Source organism: Ruegeria denitrificans (assembly GCF_001458295.1).
In the GTDB taxonomy this organism is placed as follows: Bacteria; Pseudomonadota; Alphaproteobacteria; order Rhodobacterales; family Rhodobacteraceae; genus Ruegeria; species Ruegeria denitrificans.
The window spans coordinates 251,404-265,269 of the sequence record NZ_CYUD01000007.1; the positions used below are offsets into that span (position 1 = coordinate 251,404).

At 56.5% G+C, this 13,866-nt stretch carries 14 protein-coding genes and 1 tRNA gene; 7 read left to right on the forward strand and 8 right to left on the reverse strand.

What is annotated here, in order from left to right; genetic code table 11:
• Positions 1-79: 79 nt before the first annotated feature.
• The gene (locus RUE5091_RS12745; RefSeq protein ID WP_058282330.1) at positions 80-1,096 is read right to left on the reverse strand and encodes a Fe(3+) ABC transporter substrate-binding protein; all 1,017 of its coding nucleotides are present in this window, start codon (positions 1,094-1,096) and stop codon (positions 80-82) included.
• 107 nt (positions 1,097-1,203) lie between these two features.
• Here RUE5091_RS12745 and RUE5091_RS12750 point away from each other — a divergent pair, with 107 nt between their 5' ends.
• A complete protein-coding gene (locus tag RUE5091_RS12750) occupies positions 1,204-1,710 on the forward strand; it encodes a hypothetical protein (protein WP_131726312.1) in 507 nt (168 codons plus the stop codon).
• Positions 1,703-2,929 carry an HlyD family secretion protein gene (locus RUE5091_RS12755; RefSeq protein ID WP_058282298.1) on the forward strand — a complete coding sequence of 409 codons (1,227 nt, stop codon included), beginning with the start codon at positions 1,703-1,705 and terminating at the stop codon, positions 2,927-2,929. Before RUE5091_RS12750 ends, RUE5091_RS12755 begins: the two co-directional genes overlap by 8 nt.
• A 79-nt stretch (positions 2,930-3,008) precedes the next feature.
• Here RUE5091_RS12755 and ykgO read toward each other — a convergent pair whose 3' ends face one another.
• The gene (gene ykgO / locus RUE5091_RS12760; protein ID WP_005648635.1) at positions 3,009-3,134 is read right to left on the reverse strand and encodes a type B 50S ribosomal protein L36; all 126 of its coding nucleotides are present in this window, start codon (positions 3,132-3,134) and stop codon (positions 3,009-3,011) included.
• A gap of 91 nt (positions 3,135-3,225) precedes the next feature.
• Positions 3,226-3,300: transfer RNA gene (locus RUE5091_RS12765), tRNA-Val, on the reverse strand.
• 149 nt (positions 3,301-3,449) lie between these two features.
• Between RUE5091_RS12765 and RUE5091_RS12770 the strand changes: the two genes are divergently transcribed.
• Entirely contained in the window at positions 3,450-4,310 is an 861-nt protein-coding gene (locus RUE5091_RS12770) for an N-formylglutamate amidohydrolase (RefSeq protein ID WP_058282299.1), read from the forward strand.
• Positions 4,311-4,312: 2 nt separating this feature from the next.
• On the opposite strand, the gene RUE5091_RS12775 is transcribed toward RUE5091_RS12770, so the two are convergent.
• Positions 4,313-5,566: a DNA polymerase IV gene (locus tag RUE5091_RS12775; protein WP_058282300.1), complete on the reverse strand. Its 1,254-nt coding sequence runs from the start codon at positions 5,564-5,566 to the stop codon at positions 4,313-4,315.
• 358 nt (positions 5,567-5,924) lie between these two features.
• Entirely contained in the window at positions 5,925-6,629 is a 705-nt protein-coding gene (pyrF, locus tag RUE5091_RS12785) for an orotidine-5'-phosphate decarboxylase (protein WP_058282302.1), read from the reverse strand.
• A gap of 150 nt (positions 6,630-6,779) precedes the next feature.
• Here pyrF and RUE5091_RS12790 point away from each other — a divergent pair, with 150 nt between their 5' ends.
• Positions 6,780-7,100, forward strand: coding sequence for a hypothetical protein (locus tag RUE5091_RS12790; RefSeq protein WP_058282303.1), 321 nt, complete (start codon positions 6,780-6,782; stop codon positions 7,098-7,100).
• Positions 7,101-7,139: 39 nt separating this feature from the next.
• Here RUE5091_RS12790 and RUE5091_RS12795 read toward each other — a convergent pair whose 3' ends face one another.
• A complete protein-coding gene (locus tag RUE5091_RS12795; protein WP_131726313.1) occupies positions 7,140-7,997 on the reverse strand; it encodes a glycosyltransferase family protein in 858 nt (285 codons plus the stop codon).
• Between the two features lie 298 nt (positions 7,998-8,295).
• Between RUE5091_RS12795 and clpB the strand changes: the two genes are divergently transcribed.
• Positions 8,296-10,914: an ATP-dependent chaperone ClpB gene (clpB, locus tag RUE5091_RS12800; RefSeq protein ID WP_058282305.1), complete on the forward strand. Its 2,619-nt coding sequence runs from the start codon at positions 8,296-8,298 to the stop codon at positions 10,912-10,914.
• Between the two features lie 76 nt (positions 10,915-10,990).
• On the opposite strand, the gene RUE5091_RS12805 is transcribed toward clpB, so the two are convergent.
• Both RUE5091_RS12805 and RUE5091_RS12810 read right to left on the reverse strand, forming a co-directional pair.
• Entirely contained in the window at positions 10,991-11,332 is a 342-nt protein-coding gene (locus RUE5091_RS12805) for a cupredoxin domain-containing protein (RefSeq protein WP_058282306.1), read from the reverse strand.
• Entirely contained in the window at positions 11,332-11,856 is a 525-nt protein-coding gene (locus tag RUE5091_RS12810; RefSeq protein WP_058282331.1) for a DUF4142 domain-containing protein, read from the reverse strand. Before RUE5091_RS12810 ends, RUE5091_RS12805 begins: the two co-directional genes overlap by 1 nt.
• Positions 11,857-12,137: 281 nt before the next feature.
• Here RUE5091_RS12810 and msrP point away from each other — a divergent pair, with 281 nt between their 5' ends.
• Both msrP and msrQ read left to right on the forward strand, forming a co-directional pair.
• Entirely contained in the window at positions 12,138-13,040 is a 903-nt protein-coding gene (gene msrP, locus RUE5091_RS12815) for a protein-methionine-sulfoxide reductase catalytic subunit MsrP (protein ID WP_058282307.1), read from the forward strand.
• 4 nt (positions 13,041-13,044) lie between these two features.
• Entirely contained in the window at positions 13,045-13,659 is a 615-nt protein-coding gene (gene msrQ / locus RUE5091_RS12820; protein ID WP_058282308.1) for a protein-methionine-sulfoxide reductase heme-binding subunit MsrQ, read from the forward strand.
• The last annotated feature ends 207 nt before the right edge of the window (positions 13,660-13,866 follow it).

A 13,866-nucleotide genomic window follows, 5' to 3' on the forward strand; every position in this document is an offset into this window, starting at 1 on the left:
CCAAATATATACAACGTGCAATAGAAAAGGGCGCAGAATTTTCTGCGCCCTTCAGAGTGTTCAGGTTTCGTGCGCTGGATTATTTCCAGCCAGCCTCGTTGAAGATTTTCTGCGCCTCGGGAAGGTTCTTCGCGACCTCGGACAGGTTCACTTCGTCTGCCTTGAACTCACCCAGTGACTTGACCGAGTCCGCAAGTGCGACACCTTTCACGGCCGGAAACTCGTCATTGCCGGCCGAGAAATATTGCTGGGCCGAGTCGCTGGCCAGGTATTCCAGGAACAGGATCGCGTTGTCCTTGTTCGGTGCATTCGCGGCGACACCGGCCCCGGACAGGTTCATATGCGCACCAGTGCTGTCGTTGTTAGGGAACACCCAGCCGATCGAATCGATTTCCGAAGAAACGCCTTTGACATCTTTGCGGATGGCGCGGGCAAAGTAATAGGTGTTCGATACGGCGATATCACATTCGCCCGAAACGATGCCGCGCAGCTGGTCAGTATCACCGCCCTGCGGATCACGCGCCATGTTGGTGACGATGCCTTCGGCCCAGGCTTTTGCGGCCTCGGGGCCTTCGTGGGTGATGATCGATGCCAGAAGCGTCTGATTATATGTGTTGCTGGACGACCGGATGCAGACCAGACCTTTGTATTCTGGTTTCGCCAGATCGGCGTAGGTGGCCGGTGGGTTGGCTACGTTTTCCTTGTCGAAAAAGATAATGCGGCCACGTTGCGAAAAGCCGAACCATTGGTTGTCATTGTCCTGCAGATTGGCGGGGATACGGTCCTCGAGAACGGCGCTGTCAACCGATTGCAGGATGCCCGCGTCTTTGGCCCGCGCCAGACGCGAGGTGTCTACGGTCAACAGGATGTCCGCGGGCGAGTTGGCGCCTTCGGCTTCCATCCGTGCAATCAGTTCGTCGGCCTTGCCTTCGATGCGGTTGATGGTGATGCCGGTCGCCTCTTCGAAATCAGAATAAAGACGTTCGTCGGTGTCGTAGTGGCGTGAAGAGTAAAGGTTCAGTTCGCCTTCGGCGGCGGCAGAGGTTGCAATCAAAGCTGTCAGAGCGGCGGCAACGCAGGTAGAGGATTTCAGCATCATTTGTCCCAACATTGAAAATCGTGGCGGGCATTAACCCGACTGATTTGGTCAATTAAACGATTCTGAAGGGGATGCAAGTAAATCCGACAAATTCAGTTGGTCAAATGGTCGCTGTTGAACGGGGTCAGCTTTCAAATTGCTGCGCGGCACCTGCATCACGTCTTACATCGACCGCAAAAGCCATGCAGGGGCTTCGCCGACATGGCAAGTTTGATCTTTTTGATTTCAATCGGTTATCCTTAAAGGAAATCATTAAGAAAACGGAGGGTCACGTGAATTACTCTATTTCTGATGAAGCGATGGCGCGCCTTCCTTTCTGGGTGACCGCCCCGGGCGAGACTGACGGTTTCCTGATCATTGTTGGGTTGGTGCTTGTTGCGGTGCTACTTAGTTTCGGCGCGCTCTATTTTACCGTTCAGGCTATACCCGACCGTATGGCGGCAGGTTCGCACAAGGTTCAAATGCAACTGGTTGGTGTCCTTGGGCTGATCTCACTATTCACACTAAACAATGCATTTTGGATCGCTGCCATTCTGATCGCCGCAGTACCCCTGCATGAAATATTCCCCCTGAAAACCGAACTGGACATTTCGGAGACCAACGATGCTTGAGCTGGTCTTCTCTGCCCTGATCACAATTGTCCCCGATTACCTTTATCGCCGTTACAAGCAGGGCAAACGGTGGGGGCATGAAATAACCCTGTTCAACATCTGGTATGAGCTGCGCTGGGGTCTGACCGCATGCGCAATACTGGCGGTCACGCTGATCACCGTGATTTTCTATTTTCACCCGTCGACGCGGAATGTGTCCGCAGCTTTTCGCACGGTTACGATCCTGTCTGATCGGGGCGGCAGGGTGGCAGAAGTCTACGTCGCCAATAATGCTCACGTGAATGCAGGTGATGCTATTTTCCGATTGGATACCACCCGACAGGAAGCTGCCGCAGAAACGGCTCAGCGCCGCATTGAAGAGATTGAAGCCTCACTGGGTTTGGCCGCAACAGAAATCGCCGTTGCTGATGCGCAGGTCAAAGCGGCCGAGGTTGAATTGGCTCAGGCGACTAGTGATTTGCAGCGACGCCTTGAAATTGCCGAACGGAACGATGCTGCCGTAAGTCAGCAGGAATTGGAGCGCCTACAGACCGCCGTATCCGGCGCGGAAATTAAAAGCACAGCCGCAGTCGCAGCGCTTGATGGGGCCAAGCTGCGTCAGACCACTGTTCTTCCAGCACAGTTGGAAAGTGCACGCGCTGTATTGCGAGAGGCAGAGAATGAGATCGCAAAGTCCACTGTATTCGCCGAAGTGGACGGGACCGTGACGCAGTTTCTTTTGAAACCCGGCGATATTGTTAACCCTATTCTGCGCCCTGCGGGCATATTGGTGCCTGATGTCACAGGCCTAGGGCGATTTGTGGCGGCTTTCGGACAGATATCAGCAAGCGTCCTAAAGCCCGGCATGCTTGTTGAAATTACCTGTGCATCCAAACCCCTAAACATCATCCCCATGGTGGTCGACGAGGTGCAGGATGCCATCGCAGCGGGGCAATTCCGGCCAGGCGACACGCTATTGGATCAACAGGATCGCGTCCGACCAGGTACTGTGACTGTTTTCCTGGCACCCATCTTTCCAAAACAACTGGAAGGAATCCCGCCGGGCAGTGCGTGCGTCGGCGTGGCCTACACGAGCCGCGCAAAGGAGCTCGACGCCGGGGAAATTACAGGGCTGTCCGCCTTTGTGGCGCGAATCGTGGACGGGATGGGCATAGCAAACGCTATAGTTTTGCGAGCACAGGCCATATTGCTGCCGGTCAAGACACTGGTCTTTTTATAAATCTTGTTCAGTACCCCCTCCTGCAAACAAAAAAACCGCGCTCTGAGGCGCGGTTTCTTTAAACGGTTATGTGCAGTTCTCAGCCCTGGCGAGCTTTGAACTTGCGCTGCGTCTTGTTAATCACGTAGACGCGGCCTTTGCGACGCACAACACGGCAATCACGGTGCCGGTTCTTGAGCGAGCGGAGCGAGTTCTTGACCTTCATTGGCCTGTCTCCAATCTGCGGCGCCTTCATCAAGGACGTGGCCAGCGCCTGGGTTAGTCGGGTGTCCCGGAAGCCCGGAACAGTGAAACGATGGTGGGCGGTACAAGGATCGAACTTGTGACCCCTTCGATGTCAACGAAGTGCTCTACCGCTGAGCTAACCGCCCACATAGACCTTCGCGTGCCCTGCCCCATAACGAAATGGGGCGCGGAACCCCGCGCCGGTAGCGGGGTCTATAAAAGGAGTCGCAAAGGGGTTCAAGGGGTTTGGTAGAACTATTTTCCGGTCTATGTTCAATGCGAACAAGGAGTCACCATGCAGAACGCGCCCTATGTATTGGATATGCCCGCCAGACGCACGTCATGCGTGGTATTTTCTTCCCCTCATAGTGGCCGACGCTACCCTGAATCGCTGCTGAACCGCACAATTCTAAGTGAAAATGTGATTCGATCCTCGGAAGATGCCTATGTGGATAAGCTGTTTTCGGCAGCGGCCGAATTTGGTGCGCCGTTGATCTCGGCGGTGTTGCCGCGGGCGTATCTGGATCTGAACCGCGGTGCAGAGGAGCTGGACCCAGCGCTGATTCAAGGGGCGCGGCGGTCCGGGCACAACCCCCGAGTGGCGTCCGGATTGGGGGTGATTCCCCGCGTGGTGGCCAATGGACGCGCAATCTATAGCGGCAAATTGACGATGGATGAGGCGCGCCTGCGCATCGACACCTGCTGGCGGCCCTATCATGCGTGTATCAAATCCCTGCTGGCCGAATCGCATGACGTCTTTGGGCAGGCGATTCTGGTCGATTGCCATTCGATGCCGCATGAGGCGGTCGCCATGGCCAGCAACGCGAAATCCAAACGGCCGGATGTGGTGTTGGGGGATCGGTTCGGCGCTTCGGCCTCGGTCGACGTGGTGGATCGGATTGAAGCGGCCTTTGTGTCCGCCGGGTTGAACGTGGCGCGCAACGCGCCATTTGCCGGGGCATATGTGACCCAGGCCTATGGTCGCCCCGCCCGCCAGCAACATGCGGTGCAGGTCGAAATCGACCGGGCGCTTTATATGGACGAGGCGAAAATCGTGCCGAATGAGAATTTCGCCCTGTTTCAGGAGATTCTGCGCGACATCATTCAGGACATCACCCGCATCGGCGATGATCCGATCCGTCTGGCAGCCGAGTAAGCTCAGCGCAATGCGCGGCCTTTCACAATAGCATCATTGCCAAAGCGGCGTCGAATCTCGTCGGTGGCCCGTTCAGCTTGTGATCTTTGTTCTGCGCCGGGGTCCAGCAGATCGCCCGAGATATCGGCCTGCGCCTCGGGGCACAGATCTGACAGGCCAACCCCAAGCAGGCGGTATGGCCCCTGATCCCCGACTTGGTCGAACAACCCGCGGGCCGTGCGATAGAGGCGGTCGGCAATCTGAGTGGCATCGCGCAAGGACACCCGACGGGTTATGATCTTGTGATTGGCGCGTTTGAGTTTCAGCGTAACAACCCGTCCGGCCAGCGCTTTGGCCTTGGCGCGATCAGCTACTTTTTCGGCCATGCGCCACAGGTGGCCGTCCATAATATCAAGACTGGCGGTGTCCTCAAAAAATGTCGTCTCGTTACTAATGGATTTCATCGGTTCATGGGCCGAGACGCGCCGCTTGTCCTGCCCGCGCGCCAGATGCCACAGCCGATAGCCCATTGACCCGAACCGTGCGGTCAGCGCCTCTTGGTCCCAGCGCAGCAGGTCGGAGAAATTGCGGATACCGGCGCGGTCCAGCGATTCCTGCGCGGCAGGACCAATGCCCCAGATCAGCCGCACCGGTTTGTCATACAGGAATTCAGCCGTTTCCGCCTTGCCGATCACTGAAAATCCGCGCGGCTTGTCGAGGTCCGAGGCGACCTTGGCCAGAAACTTGTTATGCGACAGCCCGATAGAGCCGGTCACACCCAACTCGTTCTTCATCCGCTGAACCAACCGCGCCAACATGACGGCGGGTGGCGCGCCGTGCAGGCGCTGAGTGCCGGACAGGTCCATGAACGCCTCGTCCAGTGACAGCGGTTCAACCATAGGGGTCAGCTCGTCCATCATCTTGCGAATATCGCGCGATACTTCGGCATAGACCGACATGCGCGGCTTGATCACCACTGCATCGGGGCAGAGTTGCAAAGCTTTGAACATTGGCATGGCTGACCGGACGCCGCGAATGCGCGCGACATAGCAGGCGGTGGATACCACGCCCCGTTTGCCGCCACCGATGATAACCGGCTTGTCCGCCAGTTCCGGATTGTCGCGCTTTTCGACCGAAGCATAGAAGGCGTCGCAATCCATATGTGCGATGGACAGATCAAACAGCTCGGGATGCTCCTTGATCCGCGGGCTGCCGCAGGACGGGCAACGCCGTTCGTCGGTCAAAGTGGTCAGGCAATCTCGGCAGAGACCGGGCATGAAATCTTCCCGCCTTCCATGCGATTCAATCAGCGGTTTCCTTATATCAGCCCCAACCCCGGCACGAAATGCCAGCAGTGGTTTTAAGCCTGATCTTGTCCGAAAGAAGACCCCCCGCGAAGAGGCGGGGGGAGGTGACGGACCTCAGGAAGAGAGGGTCCGTGGGGAGTATCACGGACTTAGAATCGCTCAAAAACGTGGATTTCGACAGGACCCAGGTCACACAAGCAAAACTCGCATTCTTCATGTGTGTTTTGGGGCACAGGGACGATTTGGCGCGTTTCGGTTGGAAAGTGACGCGAGGTCAACTGGTTGCGGGCCGTTTTTGCGCAGAAATTCGCCGATTTCGCGGGGCTGTTCAGTGATGTGTCAAGGAATTTAACTCAGCAAGAACCGCCTCAGCAGCGGCTTTCGGGTCCTGCGCCTGATAGATCGGGCGACCGACAACGATGTGATCAGCGCCGTCACTGATAGCACTGGCCGGCGTTGCCACGCGTTTCTGATCGCCCAGAGCCGCACCTGCCGGACGCACGCCGGGGGTGACGATCAGGCGGCCTTCGGCCTCGGGCAGGGCGCGGATCAGCGCAGCCTCTTGCGGGCTGGCAATGACGCCATCGGCTCCGGCCTCCAGCGCTTTGGCCGCGCGTTCGACCACCAGTTTCTGCACATCGCCCTCTTTTAGCAGGCTCGCATCCAGATCGTCGCGGTTCAGTGAGGTCAGGATAGTCACCGCCAGGATTTTCAGGTCCTTGCTCGAGGCACCCTCTTTAGCCGCACGCACCACATGGGGGTCGCCATGCACGGTGAGGAAATCCAGATCGAACTGCGCCAGTCCGCGCACGGCGTTTTCCACCGTGTTGCCAATGTCGAACAGCTTCATATCCAGAAAGATACGCTTGCCGTGATCCTGTTTCAGCTCATTGGCCAGAGCCAGCCCGCCGCCGGTCAGCATCCCCAACCCGATCTTGTAGAAAGAAACGGCATCGCCCAGTCGCTCGGCCATGGCCAGCCCCTGTAAGGCGTTCGGAACATCAAGGGCAACAATCAGGCGGTCATCGGACATGGGGCAAGCTCCTTTTTGGCAAACGTCTGCGTCCTAGCGGGTTCCGCGCCATGTGTCCATGCAGGACCAAGGGTGATCAGGGTCAAGCGGCGTAATCCGACCTGTGCTATGGTGCCTGCCATTCACAAGCGCATTTTGGATGGGGGGACTATGAAACGGTTGATTGGTGTTGCACTGTTGCTGATCCTGACAGGATGTCAGGACATGCCGCTCGAGACGGAGGCAGCGGATACGTTCATCGTGTCGCCGACAAATGATGATCTGCGTCTTGTACGCGGCTATCGCTCCACCGATGACGATTGCCAGTTGACCGGAGAAACGGCCTTTACCGTCGATTTCCTGGACGATGCGGCTGATCTTGTGTCCTGCCCGTCGGGTAGCGATGCGGCGCAATCATTGGTCGACATGTACAGCGCGCGGCAGGTGGCGAAAACCGGGGGATATACTGTCTATTCCGTGCCGCGGCGTTGACCAGAGAAACACACTTGCCTGCAAAAAAAGATTGGACGGCTAAGAAAACAAATCCATTAGACGATCATCGATTTCAGCAAAGATATTTACGTTCCGGAGCTTTCGCGGTGCCACCCGAATTTCTGTCTGATCTACCGTCTTCATGGATTTCGTCAAAAGTGGCGCAGCTTGTCGCGAGGCGGTCAGAAGGGGCACTACGCTGTCCGCAGCGTCTTGGGGGGTGACCAATTCGGCTTTGTGATGCTGCTCTTTTCCCCAGCGAATAAGCGCTTTCTGACGAGAAGTCCGCTCTGTCGCAGGGGTCTCGCGCAAGTGTTTGATATCAGCTGCTAAGGCCTCGCCACGTTGTTGAAAAGACGTTTGGTTCGCCAAAGGGAAATGAATGAGAGCAAGGTCCGGAATATGCGCCCAATCGCAAAATGCACCATGAGCACCCAGAGATAGCTTAATTCGGCGACCCAGAATGGATGGTTTCGAATACCGCGGAGAAAACTGAAGAAGCCATTGTGACTCACTGTGCGGCATGACTTCAAATCCGACTGCGCCAATAACGGTTTTTGGGGTTTGGCTCTCGAGAACCTGGATGACGGTTTCATCTGCACGTGCGGGTATGATGATTTCGTCAACGTCTCCGCAGATTACCCAATCATGCGTCGAGTTCAAAACAGTGCACAGGTCCGACAGCATGCGCCAACGCTGTTCGTCAAAATCTTCGGGAAGTTGGTTCCGTGGTATTCTGACGTGGTTGCAGTTTTTCGCCAACTTACAATGAACCGGATCATCTCCATGGCTGATGACGTATAGGTTCGTTTCCCCTAAATGCTGGCCATAATATTGAATCCATTTTTCCAGATACCAATGATCTTTGTAGACCATTGTAACGGCGCATACTTTCAATTCGCGTTCTCCCAAAAGTGGGGCAAAACTAATTGGGCGATCAGCTGCCAGCAAGGAGAATATTGACAGGTACCACACTCTGGATAGCTGATACCTGCCTGAGATTTTCCAAAAATCGACGTTGGCGCTATATTCTTCCTGGTGACCGGTAAACCCTTTGGAATATTAAGTTTCAGTTTCGCAATGTTACGTCTTGAACCGTCAAATATATTTCCCAGATTGAATGTGAGGCCCAGACCGACGCGTGCCGCCAAGCGGGCGCATCACATTAAGGGCGCTTGAGATAAAGGAGAATGCTATGGACTTGAACAAGTTCACCGAGCGGGCACGGGGATTCGTGCAGGCCGCGCAGACCATTGCACTGCGCGAAGGGCACCAGAGGTTGGAGCCCACACATATTTTGAAAGCATTGATGGATGACGATCAGGGGTTGGCCAGCAACCTGATCACACGTGCAGGCGGCGCGTCGAACCGCGTGGTCGAAGCGCTGGACGCTGCGATGGCCAAAATCCCGAAGGTCAGCGGCGACGCCAGCCAGATTTACATGGACGGTCAGACTGCCAAAGTCCTGGACGAAGCCACCAAGATCGCCACCAAGGCGGGTGACAGCTTTGTGCCGGTCGAACGCGTGTTGATGGCGCTATGCATGGTGAAATCCAAAGCCAAGGATGCTTTGGACGCTGGTGCCGTATCCGCTCAGAAACTGAACGAAGCGATCAACGACATCCGCAAGGGTCGCACCGCTGACAGCGCGTCGGCGGAAGAGGGTTATGACGCGCTCAAAAAATACGCGCGCGACCTGACCGAGGCGGCGGCTGAGGGCAAGATTGACCCGATCATCGGGCGGGATGAGGAAATCCGCCGTTCGATGCAGGTTCTGTCACGCCGCACCAAGAACAACCCGGTTCTGATCGGGGAGCCCGGTGTGGGTAAAACCGCGATTGCCGAGGGTATGGCCCTGCGCATCATCAATGGCGACGTGCCGGAATCGCTAAAGGACAAAAAGCTGCTCGCGCTCGATATGGGTGCGCTGATCGCTGGTGCGAAATACCGCGGTGAATTCGAAGAACGCCTCAAGGCGGTTCTGACCGAGGTCACTGAGGCTGCCGGTGAGATCATCCTGTTCATCGACGAGATGCACACGCTGGTCGGTGCCGGTAAATCCGACGGCGCAATGGACGCCGCCAACCTGATCAAACCTGCGCTTGCCCGGGGTGAGCTGCATTGTATCGGCGCGACCACGCTGGATGAGTACCGCAAATACGTCGAAAAAGACGCGGCCCTTGCGCGCCGGTTCCAGCCCGTTTTAGTGGCTGAGCCGACCGTCGAGGACACGATCAGCATTCTGCGTGGAATCAAGGAAAAGTACGAGCTGCACCACGGCGTGCGCATCTCGGACTCGGCGCTGGTCTCGGCGGCGACGCTGTCGCATCGCTATATCACCGACCGCTTCCTGCCCGACAAAGCCATCGACCTTGTCGATGAGGCGGCGTCGCGGCTGCGTATGGAAGTTGATTCCAAGCCCGAGGAACTGGATCAACTGGATCGCCAGATCCTGCAGATGCAGATCGAGGAAGAGGCGTTGAAGCTGGAAGATGACGTAGCATCGAAGGATCGTCTGGAAACCTTGCAAAAGGATCTGGCCGATCTGCAGGAGAAATCCGCCGAGATGACCGCACAGTGGCAGGCCGAACGCGACAAGCTCGCGGGTGCCCGTGATCTGAAAGAGCAGCTCGACAAGGCGCGGGCTGATCTGGAGATCGCCAAGCGCGAAGGCAACCTCGCCAAGGCGGGTGAGCTGTCCTATGGCGTCATCCCTGAGCTTGAGAAAAAGCTGACCGAGGCCGAGAACGCCGAAAGCAGCCAGATGATGGCCGAGGAAACGGTGCGCCCGGAACAGATCGCTTCGGTGGTCGAACGCTGGACGGGTATCCCGACCTCGAAAATGCTGGAAGGCGAGCGCGAGAAGCTGCTGCGGATGGAAGACGATCTGCATTCCCGCGTAATCGGTCAGGATGCGGCGGTGACCGCCGTGGCCAACGCCGTGCGCCGTGCGCGCGCGGGCCTGAATGATGAGGGCCGCCCGCTGGGCTCGTTCCTGTTTCTCGGGCCGACCGGTGTGGGCAAGACCGAGCTGACCAAAGCTGTGGCGAACTTCTTGTTCGACGATGACAACGCGATGGTGCGCATCGACATGTCCGAGTTCATGGAGAAACACGCGGTTGCCCGCCTGATCGGTGCCCCTCCGGGCTATGTCGGCTATGACGAAGGCGGTGTGTTGACCGAAGCCGTGCGGCGCAGGCCCTATCAGGTCGTGCTGTTTGACGAGGTCGAAAAGGCGCACCCGGATGTGTTCAACGTGTTGTTGCAGGTGCTTGATGATGGCGTTTTGACCGATGGCCAGGGCCGCACCGTAGACTTCAAGCAAACGCTGATCATCCTGACGTCGAACCTTGGCTCTCAGGCGCTCAGCCAATTGCCCGAAGGTGCGGACAGTGCGCAAGCACGGCGCGATGTGATGGATGCGGTCCGGGCGCATTTCAGGCCGGAATTCCTGAACCGTCTGGATGAGACCATCATCTTTGACCGCCTCAAGCGGGCCGATATGGATGGCATCGTCGATATCCAGATGGCACGTCTGCAGAAACGTCTGGCCGCCCGCAAGATCGAGCTGGCCTTGGACGATGGTGCCAAGGAATGGCTGGCGAACGAAGGCTATGATCCGGTCTTTGGGGCCCGTCCGCTGAAACGCGTGATCCAGCGCGCCCTGCAGAACCCGCTGGCCGAAGCATTGCTGGCTGGTGAGATCAAGGATGGTGAGACCGTTCCTGTGACAGCCGGGACCGAAGGGCTGATCATCGGCGACCGGTTGGGGACATCGGATCGTCCACGCCCGGACGATGCCGTGGTACACTGACCTGCGAAACTGAAAAGACCCGCCGAACCGGCGGGTCTTCTTTATGAAGGTCCGAAATCGCTCGTTTTGGATCGGATTAAACGATCTCGATCTTTCCCTTCATATGCGGGTGAAATACGCAGAAATAGGTCAGCTCCATCCTGTCATTGATGACCATTTCTGCGCTTTCACCTTTCTTCAGTTCTCCGGTGTCCCAACTGAGATCGTCGGCCGAAGCCGTATGCGGAGCGATATCAAGGTTGGTCCATCGGATTATATCCCCGACACGTGCCTGAATGTGCTTCGGTTCATAGGTGAATCGCTTGATCGTCACCTCGTGAACAACAGGTGCCTCATCGGCATGCGCACGAAGTCGCAGCGATGTCGCTGAGGCCAACGCTCCGCCCAGTACAGCCCGACGCGACAACCCTTTCCGCATCAGTTCAGCGACTCGACCATCATCTCGGCATGACCTTCATGCGCCTTGAAGATCTCATAGCCCTGCTCGAACAGAGCCTTGACTTCGGGGTTGTCGATATTGGGGATCATTGTGCCACCGACCAATTCGTTCACGGCCTGATGGTAAGCCAGCTCGTTCGCGGCATAGGCGGCGTCAAACTCGGCACCACGCAGTTGCGAGAGATTGTTGATGATCTCTTCCGCATTTTCATTCAGGGTCTGGCTGAACGCATTGTCCTGCGCTGTCGCACCCAGCTTGTCCAGCAAACCAAGTGCGGCTTCATTCACGGCCGTGTGATCGCGGATCATCGTGTTCGCGAATTCATGGATGTCGGGGTTTTCAGACAGAGCCAACGCCAGATGGGCATAGCGAATGTCAATATTGTCGGCAGTATAGGCAATGTGGGCATATTCCAGGTCGCTCATTTCGGCGACATCCTGGGCGACAGCTTGCGTGCCCGTTAGGCCGACAGCAAGGACCAGGGCGGAAATCATCTTTTTCATCGTGGATACTCCATGCATTGCAGATGTGGAGCTCCAGTATTCGGGTATTGTGAAACGATTACAGATCGAAGCGTTCACAATACAGGTCAGATCGTTCAGAAGATAATACGAAAGAGCAAATAAGAGATCACCGTTCCAATTGGCGGTAGATTGACATTGCTCTGCCACGCAGCCGCGCAATACATTTCAATCTCGTCTCTCAATCGTGACGCCTGTTTCGTTGGCACTGTGCTATCAGCGACCTACCTCATAGCCGAGGTGTTTTGATAACGGAGACATACATGGCGCATCGCTGGACCAACACACTGACACATGCAGACGTCACCCCACGGGCGGCGTTCCTGAACCGGCGGCAGGTCATGGCCGGGCTGGCAGGTGTCGGGCTGGCGGGGATGGCGCAGGGTGCCGCGGCGCAGGAAACACTGGAGCCGAACACCTGGGAAGAGATCACCTCGTACAATAATTTCTATGAATTCGGGACTGGCAAGGATGATCCCGCCAAATATGCAGGGGCGCTGACCACCGAACCATGGAGCGTCAAGATTGACGGTCTGGTCGACAATCCGGGCGACTATGACTTCAAGGATATCATGTCCGAGATGACGGTCGAGGAACGCATCTATCGCTTCCGCTGTGTCGAAGCGTGGTCGATGGTGATTCCGTGGAACGGATTCGAACTGGCTGACCTGCTGAATATGGCAGGCGTTCAGGAAGGGGCCAAGTTTGTAGCCTTTGAGACCGCCCTGATTCCTGACGAGATGCCGGGCGTGCGCTATCCGATTCTGGAGTGGCCTTATCGCGAGGGTCTGCGTCTGGATGAGGCGATGCATCCACTGACCATTATGGCCACGGGTATTTATGATCGACCGATTCCAAACCAGAACGGTGCGCCGCTGCGCTTGGTGGTGCCATGGAAATACGGCTTCAAGTCGATCAAGTCGATCGTGCGGATCACCGTGACTGATGTGGAACCGCCCACCAGTTGGAATATGTCCAACCCGCGTGAGTACGGATTCTATAGTAATGTGAACCCGAACGTGAATCATCCACGCTGGTCACAAGCCTCGGAACGTGAGATCGGCGGCGGTCTCTTTGCCAAACGTATCCCGACCCTGATGTTCAACGGATACGAGAAAGAGGTCGCAGGGCTGTACGAAGGCATGGATCTTTCGCAATACTACTAAACCTATGCAGCAGATGAATCAGATACTACGCCGTATTCCCGTCTGGGCGGTATACCTGATCGGGGCGCTTCCGGCGCCCTGGCTATTTTATCAGGGGCTGACAGGCGGGCTTGGCGTGAACCCGATCGAGGCGTTGGAGCATCGGTACGGAGAGTTGGCGTTGCAGCTTCTGATCGGTGTGCTGGCTCTTTCTCCGTTGCGGCGATTCCTTGGGCTGAATCTGCTGAAATTCCGCCGAGCGCTTGGCGTGCTGACCTTTACTTATGTTACGCTGCATCTGTTGGTGTGGCTGGTGTTGGATGTGCAGGTGCCCAGCCAGATCTGGGCGGATATCGTTAAGCGTCCCTATATTACGGTCGGCATGGCCGCTTTTGCCCTGATGTTGCCGCTGGCGGTGACGTCGAACAATTTGTCGGTACGGAAATTAGGCCCACGTTGGCGCAGCTTGCAACGCCTCGTCTTTCCTGCCGCGATTCTGGGCGGTTTACACTATGTCATACTGGCCAAAGGCTTTCAGGTTGAACCGCTGGTCTATCTGTCCGCAATTGTCGTCCTGTTGATGTTACGTATGCCGATTTCCGGAGTGCTGACTCGGACGCGTCAGGCCGATTCCACCTGACTCGGCGGTGAGTCTGTGGGTAACCCTGTGCAAAAGCCGAGATTTGAGATGGGATGCGCTGCATGTCGCGGGTTTTGTGAAGTGTGTATTCATTTAAATAACTGATTTATATAAGTAAAATTTAAATCTGCGGTTTTTTGCGAGTTTGTCGAATTTTCCACTTGCGGCTATTGGAGGTAAACCTTAGAACCCCCTTCACCGGCGCTA